The sequence below is a fragment of the Streptomyces sp. NPDC019531 genome, from assembly GCF_044903305.1.
Taxonomy (GTDB): domain Bacteria; phylum Actinomycetota; class Actinomycetes; order Streptomycetales; family Streptomycetaceae; genus Streptomyces.
Genome location: NZ_JBJDQL010000003.1, coordinates 1 through 22658, shown reverse-complemented (window position 1 = coordinate 22658; position 22658 = coordinate 1). Strand labels below are relative to the sequence as shown.

At 70.9% G+C, this 22658-nt stretch carries 22 protein-coding genes, 1 tRNA gene and 1 pseudogene; 15 read left to right on the top strand and 9 right to left on the bottom strand.

All coding sequences use genetic code 11. The features are described from left to right. The first annotated feature begins 28 nt into the window (after positions 1 to 28). The 8 genes from ACI2L1_RS04305 to ACI2L1_RS04270 all read left to right on the top strand — a co-directional run bounded on the left by ACI2L1_RS04305 (position 29) and on the right by ACI2L1_RS04270 (position 10426). Complete coding sequence (locus ACI2L1_RS04305) at positions 29 to 1273, top strand: MFS transporter (RefSeq protein ID WP_404737784.1); 1245 nt, start codon at positions 29 to 31, stop codon at positions 1271 to 1273. 199 nt (positions 1274 to 1472) lie between these two features. Next, positions 1473 to 2279, top strand: coding sequence for a PaaX family transcriptional regulator C-terminal domain-containing protein (locus ACI2L1_RS04300; RefSeq protein WP_404737783.1), 807 nt, complete (start codon positions 1473 to 1475; stop codon positions 2277 to 2279). A 130-nt stretch (positions 2280 to 2409) separates the two neighbouring features. Continuing rightward, positions 2410 to 3483 (top strand): cupin domain-containing protein, encoded by a 1074-nt coding sequence (locus tag ACI2L1_RS04295; protein WP_404737782.1) that lies wholly within the window; start codon positions 2410 to 2412, stop codon positions 3481 to 3483. Then, a complete protein-coding gene (locus tag ACI2L1_RS04290; RefSeq protein ID WP_404737781.1) occupies positions 3480 to 4322 on the top strand; it encodes a fumarylacetoacetate hydrolase family protein in 843 nt (280 codons plus the stop codon). The genes ACI2L1_RS04295 and ACI2L1_RS04290 overlap by 4 nt, the downstream gene beginning before the upstream one ends. A 2-nt stretch (positions 4323 to 4324) precedes the next feature. Then, positions 4325 to 5926: an FAD-dependent monooxygenase gene (locus tag ACI2L1_RS04285; RefSeq protein ID WP_404737780.1), complete on the top strand. Its 1602-nt coding sequence runs from the start codon at positions 4325 to 4327 to the stop codon at positions 5924 to 5926. Next, complete coding sequence (locus ACI2L1_RS04280) at positions 5923 to 7998, top strand: acetate--CoA ligase family protein (RefSeq protein WP_404737779.1); 2076 nt, start codon at positions 5923 to 5925, stop codon at positions 7996 to 7998. Before ACI2L1_RS04285 ends, ACI2L1_RS04280 begins: the two co-directional genes overlap by 4 nt. Further along, positions 7998 to 9668 carry a (2,3-dihydroxybenzoyl)adenylate synthase gene (locus tag ACI2L1_RS04275; RefSeq protein ID WP_404737778.1) on the top strand — a complete coding sequence of 557 codons (1671 nt, stop codon included), beginning with the start codon at positions 7998 to 8000 and terminating at the stop codon, positions 9666 to 9668. Before ACI2L1_RS04280 ends, ACI2L1_RS04275 begins: the two co-directional genes overlap by 1 nt. Beyond that, positions 9665 to 10426, top strand: a complete 762-nt coding sequence (locus tag ACI2L1_RS04270; protein WP_404737777.1) for a maleylpyruvate isomerase family mycothiol-dependent enzyme — start codon at positions 9665 to 9667, stop codon at positions 10424 to 10426. The genes ACI2L1_RS04275 and ACI2L1_RS04270 overlap by 4 nt, the downstream gene beginning before the upstream one ends. An 85-nt stretch (positions 10427 to 10511) precedes the next feature. On the opposite strand, the gene ACI2L1_RS04265 is transcribed toward ACI2L1_RS04270, so the two are convergent. Together ACI2L1_RS04265 and ACI2L1_RS04260 are read right to left on the bottom strand one after the other, a co-directional pair. After that, a complete protein-coding gene (locus ACI2L1_RS04265) occupies positions 10512 to 11345 on the bottom strand; it encodes a PIG-L family deacetylase (protein ID WP_404737776.1) in 834 nt (277 codons plus the stop codon). 243 nt (positions 11346 to 11588) lie between these two features. Then, positions 11589 to 11783 carry a hypothetical protein gene (locus ACI2L1_RS04260; RefSeq protein WP_404737775.1) on the bottom strand — a complete coding sequence of 65 codons (195 nt, stop codon included), beginning with the start codon at positions 11781 to 11783 and terminating at the stop codon, positions 11589 to 11591. Between the two features lie 144 nt (positions 11784 to 11927). Here ACI2L1_RS04260 and ACI2L1_RS04255 point away from each other — a divergent pair, with 144 nt between their 5' ends. The 3 genes and pseudogenes from ACI2L1_RS04255 (at position 11928) to ACI2L1_RS04245 (ending at position 13636) form a co-directional block, all read left to right on the top strand. Then, positions 11928 to 12809 (top strand): hypothetical protein, encoded by an 882-nt coding sequence (locus ACI2L1_RS04255; protein WP_404737774.1) that lies wholly within the window; start codon positions 11928 to 11930, stop codon positions 12807 to 12809. Further along, positions 12808 to 13287, top strand: a pseudogene (locus tag ACI2L1_RS04250) (phosphoesterase); the annotation flags it as partial. The gene ACI2L1_RS04255 and the pseudogene ACI2L1_RS04250, both read left to right, overlap by 2 nt. A gap of 55 nt (positions 13288 to 13342) precedes the next feature. Beyond that, a complete protein-coding gene (locus tag ACI2L1_RS04245; RefSeq protein ID WP_404737773.1) occupies positions 13343 to 13636 on the top strand; it encodes a hypothetical protein in 294 nt (97 codons plus the stop codon). Positions 13637 to 13907: 271 nt separating this feature from the next. Here the strand turns inward: ACI2L1_RS04245 and ACI2L1_RS04240 are convergent, their stop codons facing one another. Further along, positions 13908 to 14603: an alpha/beta fold hydrolase gene (locus ACI2L1_RS04240; protein ID WP_404737772.1), complete on the bottom strand. Its 696-nt coding sequence runs from the start codon at positions 14601 to 14603 to the stop codon at positions 13908 to 13910. A 280-nt stretch (positions 14604 to 14883) separates the two neighbouring features. Between ACI2L1_RS04240 and ACI2L1_RS04235 the strand changes: the two genes are divergently transcribed. Then, positions 14884 to 15561 (top strand): TetR/AcrR family transcriptional regulator, encoded by a 678-nt coding sequence (locus ACI2L1_RS04235; RefSeq protein WP_404737771.1) that lies wholly within the window; start codon positions 14884 to 14886, stop codon positions 15559 to 15561. 110 nt (positions 15562 to 15671) lie between these two features. Beyond that, positions 15672 to 15935, top strand: a complete 264-nt coding sequence (locus ACI2L1_RS04230) for a hypothetical protein (RefSeq protein WP_404738110.1) — start codon at positions 15672 to 15674, stop codon at positions 15933 to 15935. Positions 15936 to 16293: 358 nt separating this feature from the next. Here ACI2L1_RS04230 and ACI2L1_RS04225 read toward each other — a convergent pair whose 3' ends face one another. The 4 genes from ACI2L1_RS04225 to ACI2L1_RS04210 all read right to left on the bottom strand — a co-directional run bounded on the left by ACI2L1_RS04225 (position 16294) and on the right by ACI2L1_RS04210 (position 18482). Beyond that, positions 16294 to 16485 (bottom strand): TerD family protein, encoded by a 192-nt coding sequence (locus tag ACI2L1_RS04225; protein WP_404737770.1) that lies wholly within the window; start codon positions 16483 to 16485, stop codon positions 16294 to 16296. A gap of 988 nt (positions 16486 to 17473) precedes the next feature. Further along, positions 17474 to 17866 carry a type II toxin-antitoxin system VapC family toxin gene (locus ACI2L1_RS04220; protein WP_404737769.1) on the bottom strand — a complete coding sequence of 131 codons (393 nt, stop codon included), beginning with the start codon at positions 17864 to 17866 and terminating at the stop codon, positions 17474 to 17476. Continuing rightward, complete coding sequence (locus ACI2L1_RS04215) at positions 17866 to 18099, bottom strand: hypothetical protein (protein ID WP_381245451.1); 234 nt, start codon at positions 18097 to 18099, stop codon at positions 17866 to 17868. The genes ACI2L1_RS04220 and ACI2L1_RS04215 overlap by 1 nt, the downstream gene beginning before the upstream one ends. A gap of 312 nt (positions 18100 to 18411) precedes the next feature. Further along, positions 18412 to 18482: transfer RNA gene (locus ACI2L1_RS04210), tRNA-Gly, on the bottom strand. A gap of 500 nt (positions 18483 to 18982) precedes the next feature. Here ACI2L1_RS04210 and dcd point away from each other — a divergent pair. Together dcd and ACI2L1_RS04200 are read left to right on the top strand one after the other, a co-directional pair. Beyond that, positions 18983 to 19558 carry a dCTP deaminase gene (dcd, locus tag ACI2L1_RS04205; protein WP_037735257.1) on the top strand — a complete coding sequence of 192 codons (576 nt, stop codon included), beginning with the start codon at positions 18983 to 18985 and terminating at the stop codon, positions 19556 to 19558. Continuing rightward, positions 19555 to 20058 (top strand): phosphoribosyltransferase, encoded by a 504-nt coding sequence (locus ACI2L1_RS04200; protein ID WP_404737768.1) that lies wholly within the window; start codon positions 19555 to 19557, stop codon positions 20056 to 20058. Before dcd ends, ACI2L1_RS04200 begins: the two co-directional genes overlap by 4 nt. Positions 20059 to 20128: 70 nt before the next feature. Here the strand turns inward: ACI2L1_RS04200 and ACI2L1_RS04195 are convergent, their stop codons facing one another. Next, positions 20129 to 22327: a trypsin-like serine protease gene (locus ACI2L1_RS04195; RefSeq protein WP_404737767.1), complete on the bottom strand. Its 2199-nt coding sequence runs from the start codon at positions 22325 to 22327 to the stop codon at positions 20129 to 20131. A gap of 55 nt (positions 22328 to 22382) precedes the next feature. Then, the coding region (locus tag ACI2L1_RS04190; protein ID WP_404737766.1) for a hypothetical protein at positions 22383 to 22658 on the bottom strand (276 nt) is incomplete at its 5' end.

Sequence of the window (22658 nt, the reverse complement as noted above, 5' to 3'; positions counted from 1 at the left end):
GGCCTTGGGGCTGTGCTTCGCGGTGATCATGTTCGATGGCTATGACCTGATCGTTTACGGGGCCACGGTGCCGGCCCTCATCAAGTACGAGCCCTGGGGGCTGACGCCGACCGAGGCCGGGGTGATCGGCAGCTACGCCCTCGTCGGGATGCTGATCGGCGCACTGGTCGCCGGCGTGGCGACCGACGCCGTCGGCAGGCGCAAGGTGCTGCTGATCAGCGTGAGCTGGTTCTCGCTGTCCATGGCGGCCTGTGCGATGGCGCCGAGCGCCGAGCTCTTCGGGCTGTTCCGCCTCGTCGGCGGGCTCGGCCTCGGCGGCGTGATGCCCACCGCGATCGCCCTGACCGCCGAGTACTCGGCGGCCCACCGGCGGAGCCTGAACAACGCGCTGATGTTCGCCGGCTACCCGGTCGGCGGCATACTCGCCGCCACGCTGGCGCTGGCACTCATGCCGGCGTTCGGGTTCCGGATCATGTACTGGATCGGCGCCGCCCCGCTCCTGATCGTCGTCCCCCTGCTGTGGCGCTGCCTGCCGGAATCGCTGAGCTACCTCGTCGCCAAGGGCCGCGGAGAGGAAGCCGACCGACTGGCCGCGAGACTGGGCACGCCCATGCCGGAAGCAGTGCCCTCCGCGACCGGGCAGGCCGCGAAGAGCCCGGTCACCGTCCTGTTCAGCCGACGCCACTTCGGGCCCGTCATGCTCTTCGCGATCACCAGCTTCTTCGGTCTGCTGCTGGTGTACGGGCTCAACACCTGGCTGCCCCAGATCATGAAGGCGGCGGGCTATCCGCTGTCGAGCTCGCTGCTGTTCCTGGTGATGATGAACGTCGGCGCGGCGGTCGGGTCCATCCTGGTGGCGCCGGTCGGCGACAGACTGGGCATGAAGCCGGTGACCGCGGTCACGTTCGTCGCGGCCGCCCTGTCCATCTACTTCTTGAGTTCGCCCACGGCCTCCTGGCTGATGTACGGGCTGGTGGCCGTCGCCGGGTTCGGCACCATCGGCACGCAGATCATGGTCAACGCGTACGTCGCCATGCACTTCCCGCCCGAGGTCCGCGCGACCGCCCTGGGCTGGACGCTGGGCATCGGGCGGCTCGGCGCGGTCGTCGGACCGACCTTCGGCGGCTTCCTGCTCGCGTCCGACCTGGCCGTGGAGTGGAACTTCTACGCCTTCGCCATCCCGGCGGCAGCCGGGGCGCTCATGGTGTTGCTGCTCCCCAAGGGCGGCCGGGCAGCCGTCCCCTCGCCGGACGCGGTGCCCGTGCGAGCCTGACGTAAGGAGTGAACGAATCGCCCCGGCCGCGTGCAGCCGGGGCGGTTTCCTTTTTGCGGCACGGGGGCGCCGAGCCAACGGCACCCGGCTGTTCGACCGTCGGACGCCAGGTCCGACGTCGTTTGTGAGACGATCGTCAAGTGGTTGACACGTATGGATGTGCGGGTCTAGGGGTCCGACAGGACTCCGGGAGGTGCTTGTGAAACCGAGGTCACTGGTCTTCGACCTGTTCGGTGACTATCTGCGTTACCGGGGCGGCGAGGTCCGGCTGCGCGCTCTGGTCGCGCTGATGGACTGCTTCGACGTCCCCGAGAGCACGGTGCGGGTGGTCGCCGCCCGGATGCGCAAGGAGGGCTGGCTCGACGCCCGCCGCGAGGGCAGGGAGACCGTCTACGCCCTCACCGACGTCTCCTGGCGGCTTCTCGACGAAGGCCGGGAACGGATCTTCGCCCGCGCGCCCGGACCGTGGGACGGGCAGTGGCACATGGTCATCTACTCGGTGCCCGAGGCCGACCGGGCGCTGCGCGAGCAGTTGCGCAAGAAGCTGTCCTGGCTGGGCTTCGGCATGCTGTCGGCGTCGGTGTGGATCAGCCCGCACGACCGGATCGCGGAGGTCAGGGAGAGCTTCACGGACCAGCCCGCGGTACGGATCGACGCGCTGCACGCCCGTTCCGAGTCCGCCGCCGCCGACCGGGACATGGCGGCCCGGTCCTGGGATCTGGCGGGCCTGAACAAGGAGTACGGCGAGCTGCTCGACCGCTACCGGCCCCGCCTTGCCGACTACCGCGCCGAGGCGCCGCGCGGCCGGGACGCGCTGGTCGAGCGCATGCGCCTGATCCACGACTACCGCCTGCTGCCCTTCCGGGACCCCGACCTGCCCCCCGAGCTGCTCCCCGGGGACTGGGCCGGCCGCCGCCTCCATGAGGTGTTCCTTCAGGCCCACGGGCTGCTGCGGGCCGAGGCCGAGGGCTACGTCGACGAGGTGATCGCCGCGTCCGGCCGCTGACCGGGGGCGCGGCGGGGGCCCGGGGGTGTTCCGCGGGGGCCGCGGCCAAGAAATGCGTTTCAAAATCTAGACGTCCGTCGTTTCAATGTCGTACGTTGGGCTCAGGTAATCCCGAGGGAGTGAGTCCGCCGTGACGATCACCGACGAACGTGCCGCTCTGGAGAGGCTCTACGCCGACTTCGAGGCAGCGCACCTGACACCGCTGTGGACCCAGCGCGAGGGCCTGATGACCGAGCAGCCGCGTCCGGACGCCGTACCGGCCCTGTGGCGCTGGTCGGAGCTCCATCCGCTCGCCGAGCGCAGCGGCGAGCTCGTGCCGGTGGGCCGGGGCGGCGAGCGTCGCGCGATCGCGCTCGCCAATCCGGGCCTGCCCGGCACCGCGTATGCCACCCCCACCCTGTGGGCCGCGATCCAGTACCTCGGCCCCGGCGAGGAGGCCCCGGCCCACCGGCACACCCAGACCGCCTTCCGCTTCGTGGTGGAGGGGGAGGGCGTGTGGACCAACGTGGAGGGCGACCCGGTGGCGATGCGCCGCGGCGACCTGCTGCTCACCCCCGGCATGCACTTCCACGAGCACCACAACACCACCGACCGGCCGATGGCCTGGATCGACGGACTGGACATCCCGCTGGTGCGCCAACTGGACGCCGGATTCTTCGAGTTCGGCCCGGACCGGCTGGCCACCCGCGCCACCCCGGCCGCCTCCCGCAACGAACGCCTGTGGGGCCACCCGGGCCTGCGCCCCGTCGGCGCCCCCGCCACCCCTTCCTCTCCGTTGATGGCGTACCGCTGGGAGCACACCGACGCGGCGCTCACCGCCCAGCTGGAGCTGGAGGACGAGGGCCACCCGGGAGTCCTGGAGCCCGGCCACGCGGTCGTACGGTTCACCGACCCGGCCACCGCCAGGGACGCGCTGACCACCATCCGCACCGAGATGCACCGGCTGCGCCCCGGCGCCCGTACCGCCATGACGCGCGTGGTCGGCTCCGCCGTCTGGCAGGTGTTCGACGGCACCGGCACGGTCCAGGTCGGCGACCAGCGCTACGACGTCGCCAAGGGCGACCTGTTCGCCGTCCCCTCCTGGGCCCCGGTCACCTTCACCACCGAGAACGGCCTGGACGCCTTCCGGTTCTCCGACGACCCCGTCTACGAGGCGATCGGCCTCGCCCGCACACACACGCACCGAGAGGAGCCGTCCGCATGAGGCTCGCCACCATCCGTACGCCCGAGGGCACCCGCGCTGTCCGCATCGAAGACGCCGCCGCCGTCGAACTCGGCCACCCCGACCTGGGCGCCCTGCTGAGCCGCCCCGACTGGCGGGCCGAGGCCGCGACCGCCGACGGCCGACGCCATGCCCTCGCCGGACTGGACTACGCGCCGCCCGTCCCGTCCCCCGAGAAGATCGTGTGCGTCGGGCTCAACTACCGCAACCACATCCTGGAGATGGGCCGCGAACTGCCCGAACACCCCACGCTGTTCGCGAAGTTCGCCCGCGCCCAGGTCGGCGCGTACGACCCGGTGGTGCTGCCCGCCGGATCCGACGCGGTGGACTGGGAGGCCGAACTCGGCGTCTACATAGGCGCCGAGGTCCGGCACGCCACGCCCGACGAGGCCCGCGCCGCGATCGCCGGATACACCGTCGTCAACGACGTCACCGGGCGCGACTTCCAGTACCGCTCGCCGCAGTGGCTGCAGGGCAAGACCTTCGAGGCGAGCACACCGGTCGGCCCGTGGCTGGTGGTCGCCGAGCCGGACGACGCCCCCCTGTCGGCCGAGCTGAGCTGCACCGTCGACGGCGAGCTGATGCAGAAGGCCGACACCGGCGACCTGGTCTTCGACCCGGCGGCCCTGGTGGCGTACATCTCGCGGATCGTCACCCTCGCCCCCGGCGACCTGATCGCCACCGGCACCCCCGGCGGCGTCGGCCACGCCCGCAAGCCCCCGCGCTATCTGACCGAGGGCAGCGAGCTGGTGACCCGGATCGAGGGCCTCGGCGAGTGCCGCAACACCCTTGTCAGCGGCGGCACTTCGGCGAGGGGCTGACCATGCGCATCGCTGTCGTGGGCGGAGGCCCCGGCGGGCTCTTCTTCGCCGCCCTGATCCGGCAGGCCGACCCGTCCGCCGAGGTGACGGTCTTCGAACGCAACCGGGCCGACGACGCGTTCGGCTTCGGCGTGGTGTTCTCCGACCGCACGCTCGCCGGCATCCACGAGGCCGACCCCGTGCTCCGCGAGGCGCTGGACGCGCACGGCCGGCACTGGGACGACATCGAGGTACGGCTGAAGGGCGAGCGGATCCGCTGCGGCGGCAACGGCATGGCCGCGATCGCCCGCCGTACGCTGCTGGCCCTGCTCCAGGACCGGGCCCGCGACCTGGGCGCGGACCTTCGCTTCGAGACCGAGGTGGGTCTGGACGACCTCGACGGCTACGACCTGGTGGTCGCCGCCGACGGCACGTCGTCGCGGATCCGCGAGGCCCTCGCGGACCGCCTGGAGCCGACGGTCGAGACGGCGACGGCGAAGTTCATCTGGTTCGGCACCGACTACATGTTCGACGGGCTCACCTTCGTCCACGAACGCGGCCCGCACGGCGTGTTCGCCGTGCACGGCTATCCGATCAGCGCGGACGTGAGCACGTTCATCGTCGAGACCGACGAGACGTCCTGGCGGGCGGCGGGCCTCGACGCGTTCGACGTGACTAGGCCGCCGGGAGAGAGCGACCTGGCCACGAAGGCGTACCTGGAGGAGCTGTTCGCCGACCGGATCGACGGCCACCAACTCCTGGTCAACAACTCCCGCTGGGGCAACTTCCGCACCCGCCGCACCCGCCACTGGTACGTCACCGAACCGCGCCCGGTGGCCCTGCTCGGCGACGCCGCCCACACCGCGCACTTCTCCGTGGGCTCCGGCACCAAGATGGCCATGGAGGACGCGATCGCCCTCGCGGCGGCCCTCACCAAGCACACCACCGACCTCCCGGCCGCCCTCAGCGCGTACGAGGCCGCCGCCCGCCCCTCGGTCGAGGCGATCCAGGACGCGGCACGGCCCAGCCTGGGCTGGTGGGAGCACTTCGGCGAGTACCACGACGCCTTCGAGCCCTGGCAGTTCGCCTACCACTTCCTCTCCCGCAGCATCACCGACGCACGGCTGGCCCGACGGGCACCGGACTTCGTGCGCGCCGGTCACGACCAGTGGCAGGCAGGCCACGGCGGTGCCGAACCCCTGGACACCCCGTTTGACCTCGGCACATGTCAGCTGCCGAGCCGGGTCATGCTGGTCGACCCCGACGTCCGTACGGCGGTGGGCGGCACCGGGATCCCGCTGCCGCTGCGCGAGTCCGCGCCGGACACCGGGGACCCCTGGGGCGCCCGGGTCACCGCCCCGGACGACGAGTCCGGTCTCGCCGCCGGGTACGCGCAGCTCGCCGAACTCGCCACTGTCGGCCCACAGTTGATCGCCGTACACGGTGGTACGCCGTACACCCGCGCCCTGCTCACCGAGCGGGCCCGGCTGCGGCACGCACTGCCCGCACTCCTCGTCGACGACACACTGGACCGCGACCGCGCGCTCACGTCCGTCCTGTCGGGGCGCACGGACCTGGTCGGCGCGAGCGCGGCCACGGTCGCGGAGTGGGAGGTGTCCTCATGACACTGGACGCACTGGACGCACTGGACGCACTGTTCGCGCCACGCGGCATCGCCGTCGTCGGAGCCTCCACCGACCCGGCGAAACTGGGCGCCGCGCTGGCCCGCTCGGTGGCCGGGTTCCCCGGACACGTGGGGCTGGTCAACGCCCGCCGCCCGGATCCCTCCGCCGGGGTGTACGCCTCGGTCGCCGAGGCCGCCGAGCACGGGCCCGTCGACCTGGCGCTGGTCTGCGTCCCCGCCGCGGGCTGTGCGGACGCCGTCGCCGAGGCCGCCAAGGCCGGGGCGCGGGCCGCCGTGATCTACGGCGGCGGGTTCGCCGAGGCCGGAGAAGAGGGCGAGCGGTACCAGCGCGAACTGGCCGACGTGGCCGAACGCACCGGCATCCGCCTGCTCGGCCCGAACACCTCCGGATTCCTCGCGCCGACCCGCGGCCTCACGGCGAGCTTCGTGCCGGGCGCCGCCGACGTGCCGGCCGGCCGGATCGCCGTAGTGGCGGCCAGCGGGGGCGTGAACCACGCGCTGGCGTTCCTGCTCAGCGAGGCCGGGCACGGAGTGAGCCTCGCGGTCGGGCTCGGCAACTGCGCGGACGTCACGACCGCCGACGTCCTCGACCACCTGGCCGACGACCCGCACACCACCGCCGTGGCCCTGCACATCGAGTCCGTCGCCGACGGACGCCGGCTGACCGACGCGGTCGCCCGGCTCACCGCCACCCGCCCCGTCGTCGCGCTCGTCGTCGGCCGCCACGACGTCGGCGCCTTCGCCGCCTCCCACACCGGTGCCCTCGCCACGTCCTGGCGCACCACCCGCGCGGCCCTCGCCCAGTCCGGTGCCGTGCTGGTCGACGACGAACGCGAACTGGTCGACGCGGTGGCCGCGTTGTCGCTCGTACGACTTCCCGCGGCCGCCGACCCGGGGGTGGGCGTGGTGACGGCACAGGCCGGACCCGGCCTGCTGCTCCTGGACGACCTGCGCGGCCGCCGCGCCGCCGTGCCCGAACTGACCGCGGACACCCGGCGCGCGCTGGCCGAGGTCCTGCCGCCGCTGACGTACCAGGCCAACCCGGTCGACACCGGCCGCCCCGGCCCCGGCTTCGCCGCCGTACTGGACACGGTGGCGGCCGACCCGGCCGTGGACCTGATCACCGGGTACGCCCTCCACGAACCGGCAGCCTTCGACCTGGTCGGGGCCGTGGACGCGGCCAGGCACAGCGTGCCGTTGCTCCTCGGGGTGGGCGGCGCGGGCGACGACGTACGGCGGGTGCGCCGCGCCCTGCTGGAGCGGGGCGTGCCGGTGGCCGGTGACCCGCACGGGCTCGCCGCCATGACCGGCGCGCTGCTGGCGGACGCCCGCGCCCGCAGCCGTACGACGGCGGTCCTCGCCGCACCGGCGCGCGTGGACATCGGCCCCGGCCCCTGGGACGAGGACCAGGCCAAGACGCTCCTCGACGCGCTCGGTGTGACGACCATGCCCCGCCGGGCCTGCGCCGACCGTGCCGAGGCCCACCGGGCGCTGGCCGAACTGCCCGGCCCGGTGGCGGTCAAGCTCCTCGACGCGGCGGTGCTGCACAAGACCGAGATCGGCGGCGTCCGGCTCGGCGTACGCACCCCGGAGGAACTGGACGCGGCCCTCGACGCGATCGAGGCGGCCGGAGCCCGCCTCACGCGGCGGCAGCCGCATATTCAACGCAGCTTGGTCGAGGCGATGGCCCCGGCCGGCGTGGACCTCGTGGTCGGCGCCCGTCGCGACCCGGTATTCGGCCCGGTCGTCCTGGTCGGCCTCGGCGGCACCACCGCCGAAGCCCTGGCGGACGTGAGCATCCGGCTCGCACCGCTGAGCGTGTCCGAGGCCGCGGCCATGCCCGCCGAGCTGGCCGGACGGGCCCTCCTCGACGGCTGGCGCGGCGGGCCCGAGCTGGACCGCACCGCCCTCGGCAAGGTGACGGCGGCCCTCGGTGACCTGCTCGCCGCCCGCCCCGAACTCGCCGAGATCGAGATCAACCCGCTGCGGATCACTGCTCAGGGCCTCGTGGCGCTGGATGCTGTGTGTAGAGCAAGAGAAGGTGGTGCCTGATGGCCGCACCCATCAGCGAGGGCACGGTTCCCTGGCCGAAGCCCGATGCCGACCGCTGGACGGCGGCCGGATACTGGACCGGCCGTCCGCTGGGCGACCAGCTGCGCGAGACGGCCGACCGCACGCCCGACGCGACCGCCCTCGTCGACGGCGACCTGCGCCTGACCTATGGCGAACTCGCGGACCGCGCGGACGCGTTGGCCCTGCGGCTGCTCGACCTCGGGCTCGCCCCCGGTGACCGGATCGTGGTCCAGCTGCCCAACGGCTGGGAGTTCACCGTCCTGACCTGGGCCTGTCTGCGCGCCGGGATCGTGCCGGTGATGGCGCTGCCCGCGCACCGCCGCCTGGAGCTGGCCTACCTGGTCGCGCACTCCGAGGCCGCCGCCATCGCCGTACCCGACCGGCTGCGCGACTTCGACCACCAGGCCCTCGCCCACGAACTCGGCAAGGAGGTACCGGGCCCCTGGCACGTCCTGGTCGCCGGGGACGAGGTCGGCCCGGCGAGCCTGGACCTGCGCGCCCTGTGCGCGCCGGGGACGGACCCGGCCGCCGACCGGGCACGCCTGGACGCCGCCGCGCCCGGCAGCAGTGACGTGGCCGTGTTCCTGCTGTCGGGCGGCACCACGGGCCTGCCCAAGCTGATCGCCCGCACCCACGACGACTACGCCTACAACGCCCGCGCGAGCGCAGAGGTCAGCGGTGTCGACGCCGAGACGGTCTACCTGGTGAGCCTGCCCGCCGGGCACAACTTCCCCCTGGCCTGCCCCGGCATCCTGGGCACACTGCTGGCCGGCGGCCGGGTGGTGATGCTGCCCAGCCCGGAACCGGTCCGCGTCTTCGCCGCCGTCGCCGCGGAGGGGGTCACCCACACCGCCGTCGTGCCCGCGGTCGCCGGACGCTGGCTGGAACACGCCGAACAGCACGGGGCGGAGCGGATGAGCAGCCTGCGCGTGCTCCAGGTCGGCGGATCCCGGCTCGCCGACGAACTGGCCCGCCGTGTCCGGCCCGTTCTCGGTACGACGCTCCAGCAGGTGTTCGGCATGGCCGAGGGCCTGCTCAACTACACCCGCCTCGACGACCCCGAGGACGTCATCTGCACCACCCAGGGCCGACCCATGTGCCCCGACGACGAGGTACGGCTGGTCGACGAACTCGACCAGGACGTCCCCGACGGCGAGCCGGGATCCCTGCTCACCCGTGGCCCCTACACCCCGCGCGGCTACTACCGCGCCCCCGAGCACAACCAACGGGCGTTCACCGAGGACGGCTGGTACCGCAGCGGTGACATCTGCCGCCGTACGCCGGAGGGCAACCTCGTCGTGGAGGGCCGGGACAAGGACATGATCAACCGCGGTGGGGAGAAGGTCTCCGCGGAGGAGGTCGAGAACCTCGTCCACCAACTGGCCGACGTCAGCCAGGTGGCGGCCGTGGCCATGCCCGACCCGGCGCTGGGCGAACGCGTCTGCCTCTACGTCGTGGCCGCACCGGGGCGCCCCGCTCCTACCCTGGACGCGATCCGCGCCGCCATGGAGGAGGCCGGGGTGGCCCGTTTCAAGCTGCCCGAACACCTCGTGTGCGTCGAGGAGTTGACGGCCACCAAGGTCGGCAAGATCGACAAGAAGGCGCTGCGGGCGGACATCGCGGCCCGCCTCGGGAGCGGTACCTCATGACCGACCGACATGACCTGACCGTGACCCTGCCCTGGATGCGCGAGGGTACGGCCCGGCTGCTGGACGTGGCGGACCGGCTCACCGACACCGACCTGGGCGCACCCAGCGCCCTCCCCGGCTGGACCCGCGCCCACGTCATCGGCCACGTCGCCCGCAACGCCGAGGCGCTCGGCCGGCTGGTCACCTGGGCGCGCACGGGCGTCCCCACCCCGATGTACGCCGACCGCGAGCAGCGCGCCGCCGAGATCGACTCCTCGGCGGCCCTCCCGCCCGACGTGCTGCGGGAGCAGCTGAGATCCACGGCGACAGAACTGGAGGACGCCCTGGCCGCCCTCGACCCCACCACCTGGCGGTCCGAGGTCAAGAGCGCCCTGGGGCGCACCATCCCCGCCGCCGAGATCCCCTGGATGCGGGTGCGCGAGGTCTGGCTGCACGCCATCGACCTGGGCGCGGGAGCAACCTTCACCGACCTCCCCGCGGCCCTGACCGACACCCTCCTCGACGACGTCACCACCACCCTGTCCACCCGCCCCGGCTGCCCACCGGTCCGCCTCACCCCGACCGACCGGGACCGCACCTGGGAGCTCGTCCCGACCACGGCCGGGGCCCCGGCCACGGCCGAGGCCCCGGCCACGGCCGAGGCCCCGGCCACGGCCGAGGTCCCGGTCGTCGTCGAGGCGCCGGCCACGGAACTGCTGGCCTGGACGACCGGCCGCGCGCCCCGCCCCGAGCCGGTGACCCTGCCGGCCTGGCTGTGACGGGGTCACCGCCCCAAGTTCCGGAAACCGAACTGGTGCACGGCCGGTCTCGGTCGGACCTTCCGAGTCGGCGGACGGCAGGCGATCAGCGCAGTCCGGCGAAGAGATCGTTCTCGGGTACGGCCGCGCCGGTGGCGTCCTTGACCCGTACGAAGGTCTCCACGCCCATCAACTCGCCGAACCTCTCCTTGCCCATCTTGAGGAAGAAGATGTTCTCGCCCTGACTGGCGTGCGCGGCCAGCGCGTCGAACTTCTGACCGCTGAACGCGGTGGTGTCCACCCACGTGGTGATCTCGTCGTCGGGGAGGCCGATCTCGGCCAGCGCGGCGGCCTCGGCAGGATCCGGCTCCGGCATGTCCTCATGAAACTCGCGCATGATCTCGCCGAACCGCCGCATCAGCGAGCGGGGCATCGTCGTCCAGTACACCTTAGGAGTCAGCTCGGTCATCTCCAGCGCCGCCATCGTGATGCGGTGGGCCTGGATGTGGTCGGGATGGCCGTAGAAACCGTTCTCGTCGTAGGTGACGACCACATCGGGCCGGTAATGCCGCATGAGTTCCGCGAGCCGGGCCGCGCCTTCCTCCACGGGGGTCTGCCAGAAGGATCCGGGGGCGTCGTTGCCCGCCCAGCCCGCCATCCCGGAGTCGGCGTAGTCCAGCATCTCCAGATCGCTGACCTTCAGAACCTCACAGCTCGCTTCGAGTTCTTTACGGCGCATCAAGGCAACGGCCGCCGGATCATGCCGGGGATCGCCCGGCTTGACCCCTCCCGGTCCATCACCGCAACCGCCGTCGGTACAGGTCACGAGAACCGTACGGATGCCCTCCGCCGCGTACCGCGCGAGGATCCCTCCGGTTCCGGTGGCCTCGTCGTCGGGGTGGGCGTGCACGGCCATGAGCGTCAGGGGCCGGTCGGTCATGAAGCAGTCCTCCTGCGGAAGTACGTCTCGGTCCGAGTGCGCGGCGGGCGTACCGCGATCCCGGCGACCTCGTGGTCTCCGTATCCCCTGCCCGTGCGACACCGGTCCCTCGGTCGATGCAACAGTCCGGGGCGGACGTGCTGTTCCCCGCGCACATGGAACACGCCGACACCTTGGGACGCGGGGCGGTCGGGCACCGGGGGCTCAGCCCGGGAAACGACGGCGCTCGGAAGGCTGTGATCGTCACGGTGTGAGGGCCTTCACGCACAGCGCCTCCACGGTCTGTCCCACTTCCTCGACCGTGTGCCCCGGCGGCGGGTCGGGCAGCGCCCCGTGCAGCTGCGCCTCCACCCCCTGCACCAGAAGGATCGCTGCGGGGCCCGCACCTCGCGCAGTTGGGCGGCAGCCGCCGCCGGGCGGACCGGAGCGAACGTTCATGTACCGAACGCTGTCAGGCGACCGCGTCACGTGAGGGCTCGGGACTCCGCGTTGATTGGCGCGGGGGAGCGGGCTGCCGATCAATTCCCCGGCCATCAGTGTCGGATCCGCACCCGGTTCCCAGCGGACAGACAGCGAGAGAAAATGAGCAACAGGATCAAGCGGTACGCGACGATCTGCGCGGCCGTCGCCACGGCGACGGTCGGCATGGTGTCCACCGCTCCGTCGGCGAGCGCCGCCTCCAGCGTGAACATCCGCGGGCAGGAGTCCTTCAACACCGACGTGTTCATGGACAAGCTCTGCGGCGACATGAGCACGCGGGACAAGGCGTTCCTCTTCAACATCCACACCGGCGAGGTGGTGAACTCCGCCGGGAACTACGGCAAGGCCCCGTACTACCGGCTGGTCAGCGGCTCCACCAGGCAGGCGTACTCGCCCGCGCCGCGCGGCTACCACTACGCGCTCTCTCCGGGCTGGGAGGGCTTTGGCGGCAGCTGCGAGTACCCGCAGACGTCGTCCTGGACCTGGGAGGACTACGAGCGCAGAATCTCCAACGACTCGATCACCAACTGCGCCAGCGGCTCGGCCACTCTCGCGGTCAACGAGTCCTACGCGACCACGCGCGGCACCACCATCACGGTCGGCGGCAACACGAAGGGTTCGGTCAAGGCCCTGGACATCTTCACCGGCGAGATCGGCGCCAGCTTCGGCTACTCCTGGTCCATTTCCAAGACCCACACGCTCGGCCGCCAGGCCAGCGGCACGGTCGCACACGGCCGCAAGGGCCACATGGACGCCCGCCCGATCAAGCGGACCGTGCGCGTCGCCCCGGTCTTCCACGTCGAGCAGTACAACTGGAGCGACGGCCAGTCGGAGATCGGCACCGTGTCCCACACCTGGCGCGGTCGCGGCTACGACCGCATCCGGTCGTACGGCTACTACGTCGACGGCAAGGCGGACGTCCTCAACAGGGACGGCACCCCGGCCATGGACTTCGTCACCCGCGACGAGCCCGGCCGCTGCTGACGACTACTACTCGCAGATCACCATGGTCCGTACCGTCGAGCAGATCCTCGGGATCCACCCGATGAACCAGCTCGACAGCGCGGCCACGCCGATGTACGGCGCCTTCACCTCGAAGGCGGACACCACCCCGTTCACGGCGGTGCCCAACCGGACCTCCCTGACCCTCGGCGTGAGCCCGCAGCCCTCCTGCGGTTCGGACACCCCGGCTGCCCAGGACACCAAGGCCGCCGCCGCACCCACGACCGTGTCCGTGCCGACGGCCGCGAAGACGGTCGCGGCGCAGTGGAGGACGTGGGCCTCGCACCAGCGCCTGACCGGCCCGAACGCGGTGCCCGACTACGCCAACCCCACCCAGATGAACCGCTACACGTGGTACCAGACCCACAACTGGACCAAGCCGTACCCGGGTGACAAGAAGATCTACACGCCGAACGACGTACCCGGCGCCTACCTCCCGTCGTCGGAGAACGACGGCTGACACAGCCGCTCACTTCAAGGGGGCCTGGCCGGCGGTGATGCCGGCCAGGCCCCCTGTGCCACGGAGCGCGGCGCTGGAGAAGATCGGCGACATGCTGCCCGACGCCACGCTCCTGCCCGAACCGGACGCCGCGCTCTACCGCGCGGCCGCGAAGATCCCGGGCGTCTCGGTCGTCACCGGCGCCAAGGACTACACCGGCCGCCCCGGCATCGGCCTGAGTTTCAAGGAGCGCGACGGCCGCACGGCCTGGGTCTTCGACAAGAAGTCCCTCGACTTCCCGGGCTCGGTGGACGAGTCGTTGCTGGATGTCGGGGTCGCGGACAAGGCAGGCGACATATCGGCCACATGATTGCCTGTTCCTGGAGAGCAGTCCCGTCGCACAGGGCGGCGGATACGGTCGCCGCGCACGGTCAGTGCCCGCTACGGGGCCTGACCGGGCACCAGGTTGTGCACCACGCCGGCGCGGATCAGCAGGTCGGCTCCATGATCAGTCACCGTCTTCTCCCTCATCTCGAAGGTGTCGGATCCCGTAGGTCCGGCCGGGAACGGTTGGTGTCCGTTCCTGGCCGGTGGTGGTTGCCGGGCGGTGGCGCCGGGCCCTGAGGTCCCTGTGAGGGAGGTCAGCCGCGGGCGGCTTGCTTGATGAGGTCGGCGGTCGCGGAGGGCTGGGAGACGTAGACGGAGTGGCTGGCCCCGGGGACCTCGACGGTCTGCGCGCCGATCCGCTCGGCCATCGCGCGCTGGGCCGCCGGGGGGATCATCCGGTCGTCGCCGGCGATGAGGTACCAGGCCGGCTTGTTGTGCCACGCCGCCTCGGTCACCGCGCCGTTGAGCGCGTCCAGGCCCCACGGCACCTGCGAGTCGGCCATGAACTGGGCCTGGGCCTGCGGCAGGTCGCCGGCGAAGGAGTCCGGGAACTTGTCGCGGTCCAGCGCCAGGAAGCCATTGACGGGCGGCAGGATCGGTGGCACCGGCGCCCCGGGCGCCGGGTCGGCGATCAGGGTGGCCACCGACTCGCCCTTGTCCGGGGCGAACGCGGCGATGTAGGCGAGCGCGGCGACCTTCTCGTGGGTGCCGGCCTCCGTGATGACCGCGCCGCCGTAGGAGTGGCCGACCAGGACCACCGGCCCGGACATGGACTCGATCACCTGGTGGGTGGCGGCTACGTCCCCGGCCAGGGAGAACGTCGCGTTCTGCACGATCGCCACGGTGAAGCCGTCGGCCGTCAGGGCGTCGTACACGCGCTGCCAGCCCGAGCCGTCCACGAAACCGCCGTGGACCAGGACCACGTTGGTGAGCTGCGTGTTGTCGTTCATGATTCCTCCGCTTATGCCGGGGCCCGATCGGCCCGTGGTCGCTGGTGCGAGGCCCGCTACCAGGCCGGTGCAGCCATCGAGCGACCAGATCAGACTGTCTCGTCTTGCAGATCAGACTGTTCCGTCTGATCCGAGCCAGACGTTAGATCCGCATCAACGGGGGGCGCAAGAGGGCAATTGCTGTGACGTGGATCACGTTGGCCATTCAGATCAGACCGTCTAGTCTGATGGATCAGCTTGTCTGGTCTGGTCGCGAAGCGCCACGATCCCGGGAGGAACCATGCCCACATACGATCCGGCCGTCTGGCAGCAAACCGCGCCCGCGCCCGTCGCGCCCGCCAAGCCCGAGCAGATCCGCCGGGCCGCCCTGAAAGTCTTCCTCGAGCACGGATACGCCAACACCAGCATCGACATGATCCTGGCCGAAGCCGTGGTCTCCCGACAGACCCTCTATCGCTACTTCAAGGGCAAGGAACCCCTGTTCCTGGCCGTCGTCACGGGCATCCTCAACGACGTCCTCACCGCGATCACCGACGCCATGCGCGACGCCGACCTGGAGCACAGCGACGACCTGGAGACCGACCTCGTCCAAGTCGGCCGCGCCTGGATGCGCATCATGCTCCAACCCGACGTCCTGGCCGTGCGCCGGCTGGTCATCGGCGAAGCCGCCCGTCTCCCGCACCTGGCCGCCGCCTGGGACGACCACGGCCCCGCCCAAGTCCGCAAGGTCCTGGAGCCCTGCTTCCGTACCCTGGCCGAACGCGGCCTGATGACCCTGGACCAAGACCCCCAACTCACCGTCGCCTTCTACGCCCACACAATGATCATCCCCGTCCAAATCGCGATGCTCGACATCAACTTCGCTCCCAGCCGGGAAACCATCGAGACGTACATCCGCGGCGGCGTGCGGATGTTCCTCGCCCGCTACGGCACCACAACCACCACAACCGGCGGTTGAAACGCTGGTCACCCACGGCAACCTCACCGAACCCGAGCCCGGCTGTCCGCTCAGAACTCGCCGAGGCGCGTAAGCAGTACGGGCTGGCCCAGCGGTACGTGGCTGCCCGCATGGGTGTGGGCATCGCTCGCGTATCCCGGATCGAGCATGGTGAGGTCGCCACTCCCGATGTCATCGCACGTTATGTCGAGGCCCTCGGCAGCAGATTGGACCTGGTTGCCGACTTCGGTGACCACACGCCGCGGATGCCGGCAAGTGGTGATCAGGGCAGCGCGGCGGCATGGCTTGCCCGAAGACCTTGGGCCGGTGTCATGCGTCGCACCGTCCGGCAGCGGTCCTACGGGAACGGCGGGCTGAGGGCTTTCCTCGTGTGATCTTGTAGCGCCCCGAGAGGCAGTGGCAAAACATAAACCCCAGGTCGCTGACCTGGGGTTTCGCATGGAGCGGGTGACGAGAATCGAACTCGCACTCTCGGCTTGGGAAGCGACGGCGCTTGCGCGGTCGCATGGCAGCTGACCTGCGCAGATGCGTCCGGGGCTGGTAGGCGTGACGGTGTGGTGGCACCGCTGTTGACCGTGGGTTTCCGCTCTGAAGGGCACGCTATGGGCACGGCCGCTGGAGCCGCACGTCTCGGAGCGGTTGGTCGTCCCTCGTGGGTGGGCAACTACACGGGCGTTGCGGCCGAACGGGATACGTGATTACGGATGCGTATGCCGCGCTGAAAGCCGATCGTCACTCGACGTCGACTCCATGAGCGCGGGCCAGGCCGTCGAGGCCGTCCGCCCAGCCCTGGCCGACGGCACGGAGTTTCCAGGCGGGGCGGCCGTCGATGATGTGCCGGTACAGCTCGGCCACGACCATGGCCCGGATGTTCGAGTCAGCGGGCGGCTGGAATGCCCAGCCGGTGCCTGTCATGCAGTCCATGTGCAGGGCGGAGTATGTGAGGGAACCACAGGCTTGCGAGCGGCTTCGACCTCCGCGTCGTACCCTTTGCGTCCGAATCCGAGAGCACCCAGCAGCCCCCGTGGCGGTTCCGGCTCGTACTCCTCCCACCGGGGCAAGGGCGCGGCTTTGGCACGGCCCTTGGGCGGTACGAACGGCGCGGGAGCGAACTTCTGCTTCAACCGCTCGAACGTCAGTGGATGCCCGTCCACGACGGACGTACGGAGCAGCTGGGAAAGCTGCTCGGCATCGTGCTCGGCCACGCTCGTACGGTCGACAGCCTCTTGGGCGCGGGCTGCTTCGTACGCCAGCTTCTCTTCGCGAGCCTTCCGCTTGGCCTCGGCCTCGGCGGCCTTCCGGGCTTTCTCCCGCTCTCTCAGTGCATGATCGTCAGTTCGCAACGTTCCGCAGTATCCCGTACCAGGCCGATGGCGTCAGCAGGCACTTGCCGAAGGCGCCTTCTGGCGTGCACTGCCCGGCCACTCCATGGCTGAACCCTCCGGCGGCTCCCGATCGCAGTGGAGGCAGTGCTGGATCAGCGTGCGGTGGCCCGGAGGACGATGCCCGCCATGAAGAGCGAGAGCCCGGCCCCGTGACGGGTGGTGGTGAGTGAGCCGGGTCGTTTGACTGCCTGGCCGATGATGACGGCCTCTTGTAGGGCCGCTTGAGGGCCGCCGGTTCCGCCGCGGTCAGGACGTCGTGGCGCCAGTCGGTCGCTTCCGACAAGACGTGGAGCACCGTGGACGCTGTCACCGATGTGACCGCCTGGGTGGAGGGGAGCCGGCGGAACACCAGGGCGTCGCGGGAGCCGGGCTCGGTCCAGGAGATGGCGTGGATCTCGTCGCCGGATGCGGAGAGGTCGATGAAGGGGATGTCGTCGAGTGCGACCAGTACGGCGATGATGGCCTCGGGTTTGCCCCGCAGCAGCACACCGGTCGAGTCCGGGCCACGCCTGCACTGCAACGACGTCTTAGGCGGGCATGTCGACGGTCAGTCCGGCTGCTTGGGCGGCATCGGCCAGTCGTTTGTCGTACGTGACGAATGAGGTGAGTTGGGAGCGGATGCGGAGAGCCGTTGCCAGGTGGATGGCGTCCAGACTCCGTACGGTCGCCGGTTTCACGGTCTGGGCCAAGATGCGAATGCCGGCATCCAGCTCCACCAACTCGATCAGGTCGAGGACCGGGTGGAGCCGGGCGACGGCTTCCGGGGCGTAGCGTGCCAGGGCTCGCGATGACTCGATCTCCGCCAGAACCGAACTCGTCCATCCGGTCTCCGCCCGTTCGTCGAGCCAGTTGCGCAATGCCTGCGACTCGGATTCGGCGTGGACGAGTTTCACGACGGCGGCTGAGTCGAGATAGATCATCAGCGCTCGTCCTCGCGGCCGCGGGCGATCTCCGCGGCGATGTCGATGCCATCGGGTTCGCCGAGTGGCATACGTAGGACGGCGCGACGCATCGCGGCAGCCCGCTCTTTGCGTAGAGCGGCTTCGAGTACGGCTTGGCGGATGGCCGCCGAGCGTGAGCTGCCGTCATGAGTGAGAACATCGAGAGCGTGCTCGGTCTCCGAGTCGCTGCGGATCGTGATGGTGTCAGCCATACAACCAATGTAAGACAACACGTCTTACGCGGCAAGGTCCAGGCTCGCGCCCCCTCCGCGGTACGGAAACCGCCAGTCGGTCCGGCGGAGGGCACGGCAGGCTGAGGGCTTTCATCGGGGACTGCCGCGGTGGGTGCCATGAAACAGCAGGTCAGTGGCGCGCTTCGGCGACCGGGGTGGTGAGTGGGTGGCCCTCGGCAGGCAACTCGTGCCCTCCGCGTGCCCAATCTCCGGGACCCTCGTGTGCTGGGAAATGCGACAGAGGGCCTGCCATGAAAGAGCCCCAGGCCACTGACCTGGGGCTTCAAGAAGAGCGGGTGACGAGAATCGAACTCGCACTCTCAGCTTGGGAAGCTGATGTTCTACCACTAAACTACACCCGCGCGAGACGCCGGACAGACCGGTGTCGGAACGCACTGTTACCTTACCTCATACCAGGCCCCCGGCGCCGAAACCGTGGGGCCTGAGTGCGTTTCAGGGGCGGGACGGGGCTGCGGGGGGCGGGAGTTGGGGCGTACGGTGGAGGGGTGGAAGAGGGTCCGGGCGGGACCGGAGTGCCGCCTGCAGGGCCGTCCCATCCATCCCGTAATGTGGCATTTGTCGTCAGGTGAGCAGCAGCCAGACGCGGCTCTTGGGGAAGGGACTCCAGAACTTGATGGAGCGCACCGTCGTCCGTTGTGCCGAGGGGCACGTGTTCAGCACCGCTTCGTTCCCGATGCAGCAGGCCGAGCGCCTCGGTCCCGGACGGCTCGTCCGGTGTCCTCGCTGCGCCCGGCTTCGCAGCGTCGTTCAGGTGACCTTGGAAAAGCACTAAAAGATCAGTACCAGGCGCGCGGGTCCGTCCGATGGTGGTCGGTCCGCGCGCCTTGCGTATCCTCGGGGCGTGCTTCTCTCAGACAAGGACATCCGGGCCGAGATCGACGCCGGACGCGTGCGGATCGATCCCTACGACGAATCCATGGTGCAGCCGTCCAGCGTCGACGTGCGCCTCGATCGCTTCTTCCGGGTGTTCGAGAACCACCGTTACCCCCACATCGACCCCTCCGTCGAGCAGGCCGATCTGACGCGGCTCGTGGAGCCGGAGGGCGACGAGCCCTTCATCCTGCACCCCGGCGAGTTCGTCCTCGCTTCCACGTACGAGGTCATCACCCTCCCCGACGACCTCGCCTCCCGCCTTGAGGGCAAGTCCTCCCTCGGCCGCCTCGGGCTCGTCACCCACTCCACGGCCGGCTTCATCGACCCCGGCTTCAGCGGTCACGTGACCCTGGAGCTGTCGAACCTCGCCACGCTCCCCATCAAGCTCTGGCCCGGCATGAAGATCGGCCAGCTCTGCATGTTCCGGCTCTCCTCGCCCGCCGAGTTCCCCTACGGCAGTGAGCGCTACGGCTCCCGCTACCAGGGCCAGCGCGGACCGACCGCCTCCCGCTCCTTCCTGAACTTCCACAGGACACAGGTGTGAGCGCCCCGGACGTACGGGAGAACCTCACCTACGAGGCGTTCGGCACCGCCGTCCGCGAGCTCGCGCAGACCATCGCCGACGACGGCTACGAGCCCGACGTCGTGCTCTCGATCGCCCGTGGCGGAGTCTTCGTCGCAGGCGGCCTCGCCTACGCCCTCGACTGCAAGAACATCCACCTGGTGAACGTCGAGTTCTACACCGGTGTGGGGACCACCCTGGAGATGCCGGTCATGCTGGCCCCCGTCCCCAACGCCATCGACTTCTCCGACAAGAAGGTCCTCATCACCGACGACGTCGCCGACACCGGCAAGACACTCAAACTGGTACGCGACTTCTGCCTCGACGCCGTGGCCGAGGTCCGCTCCGCGGTCGTCTACGAGAAGGCGCAGTCCCTGGTGAAGTGCGAGTACGTCTGGAAGCGCACCGATGAGTGGATCAACTTTCCGTGGTCCGTTCAACCGCCCGTGGTGAAGCGCGCGGGGCAGGTTCTCGACGCCTGAGTCTCGAAGTGAGTGCAAGAAGAGGGCCCTCGACCTACGTCGAGGGCCCTCTTCGATCAGGTGGTCGGGGTTACCTCGCTGCGTAGCCGAAGCGGTCGCCGGCCGCCGGAAGGCCGCCCGCGCCGGGCTGGTAGGTCGTCACCGCGGCGACGGCGCCGCCGGCGGTGACGTTGGACAGGGGCAGGGCGTACAGGGTGCCGTAGGTGCTGGGGCCCAGGGGCAGGCCGACGTACAGGTGGGTGCCGGTGTAGTGGATGCTCGTGCCGACCTGCTGGCCTGCGCCGGGGGCGGTGGGGATGCCGTCGCCGTCGCCCGCCTCCAGCCAGCGGTCGTTGGCGCCGGGGGTGCCCAGCAGGGAGAAGGTGTGGACGGCACCCGCGTTGGCGGCCGTGTCGATGGCCTCGTTGGGGACGCCCACGGCCAGTTTCATGGTGGCGGTGGTGCTCAGCGCGCGGGGGGCGGTGTTGATCGCGGTCAGCGCGGCGCCCATGCGGTCGCCGGCCTCCGAGGTGCCGGTGACGTCGTCGTCGGCGGTGCCCTGGGAGATGCCGTAGAGCTGGGTGTAGGTGCCGGCGGCGGTGATGCGGAAGGTCAGGGCGGTGCCGGCGTCGGCCTTGGCGACGCCGTCGACGTCGAGGTCCTCACCGGGGGCGCCGACGGCGAGGATCGAGTCGGTGGCACTGGCCGCGCCGGAGGGGCGGTACGGGGCCAGGGCCAGGGCGTAGCCGAACTGGTCGCCGGCCTCGGCGCCGCCGGAGACGGTGTCCAGGTCCTGGTCGAGCCCGAACTTCGGGGTGGGCAGGCCCGCGGCGGTCAGGGTGTGGCTGAACACCGCCAGGTTCCCGGCGCCCGCATCCTCTCCGATGGCCTCGCCGGGCGCGCCGACGGCGAAGAAGTTGGCGTCGGCGGTTACCGCGCCGCCGAAGCCGTCGTTCGCCTCGGCGGCGCCGGGCACGTCGGTGCTGTCCTGGTGGAAGACGATGTTCGTGCCGGCGTGCAGGTAGAAGGCCACACCGGCCTTGGCCAGGCCGCTGACACTCTCGCCCGGCGCGCCGCTGACCACGAACGGCTCACCGGCGGCGGTGACACCGGCCGCGATGGAGTCGCCGAACCGGTCGCCGGCCTGGGCGACGGCGGTGGCCAGGGAGCCGGTGCCGGAGCCCTCCTCGAAGTGGGTGTTCTTGACCGTGCCGGTGCCCAGGCCGCCGCTCGCGCCGTGCAGGATGTCGAGCATGCCCGCGTCGGTTGCGGTGCCGATGTCCTCGGCCGGGGTGCCCACCACCAGGTCGGTGCAGCCGTCCTCGTCGTAGTCGACCGTGGCCAGGGACTCGCCGAACCAGTCGCTGGCCTCGCTCGCGCCGGGCACCCAGTCGAGGTTCTGGTTGATCTCGGCGGTGCCCTTGCCGCCGCCGTAGACGATCCGCACCAGGCCCGCCGCGCCGACACCGCCGACCGTGGCCCGCGGGTCGGAGATCGCGATGTCCTCGACGCCGTCGCAGTTGAAGTCGGTGACGCGGACGGCTCCGGTGGTCGAGCTCACCCAGGAGGCGAGGTCGTCCACGCGCGTCACTACGCCGCCGGTACGGGTCTCGGTGGTGTCGATGCCGTAGCAGCCGCCCTGATACGAGCGGCTGGCGAGGGCGGCCAGTTGGGCGGTGGAGCCGGCGCGGACCAGGGGGCCGCCGGTGTCTCCCATGCACGCGGCGATGCCGTCCTTGCCGGTGACCGAGGCGGTGGTGGCGGCGGGGGTGTCCACGGTGAAGGTGCCGGTGTGCAGGCTGAGCGGGGACCACTCGGTGGCGGTGCGGCCGTAGCCGGCCAGGGTGAGGGTCTCGCCCGCGGTGGGTGCGGCGGTGGCCAGGGCGATCGGACTGACGCCGGTGACCGGGCGGTTCAGGCGGGCCAGAACAATGTCGCGGTCCGTGCGCGGGACCAGCTGCACGATCTCGCGGGCGGCGCCGGAGGTGCCGGTCAGATCGGAGCGGCCGATGACCGCGGTGGTCTGCACGGCAGGCTTGCCCGCGGGCACGCTCAGGCTGGTGGCCGGGTCGGCGGCGAAGCAACTGGCCGCGGTGAGCAGCCACTCGCGGTCGACCAGGACACCGGAGCAGCCGCGGTCGTGGTCGCCGACGGTGATCTGCGCGGTGTAGGCGTAGGTGGTGTCGGCGGCCGCGACCGCGGGACCGGTGACCGCGAAGGCGGGGGCGGCGGCGCCGAGGGTCAGGGCGGCGGCCAGTGCGACGAGGCGCACGGGTCTGGCGTAGGTCATGGAGTCGGTTCCCTGGAAGGTGGTGGCGGATCGGGCAGGAGGGCTCGGTGGAGGGCTACTTGGACGTGCGAAGCTCCAGCAGCGTCCACTCACGGGCCTGTTCGTCCGCGCTCTCGCCCACGGGGGTCCAGGCGTTCTTGGCGATGTCGTACGACTGCTCCTCGGTGCCGACGGTCATGTCGGCCTCGGTGGTGTAGTCGTTGCCGCGGATGAGGTAGACCGAGGGGAGCTCCAGGGTCAGCCAGCCCGAGGTGCCCTTCACGTCGAAGCAGACCTTGCTCTTGTCCCGCGCCTGGACCTCCAGCTGACCCGTGCCGGTCACGCAGTCGGC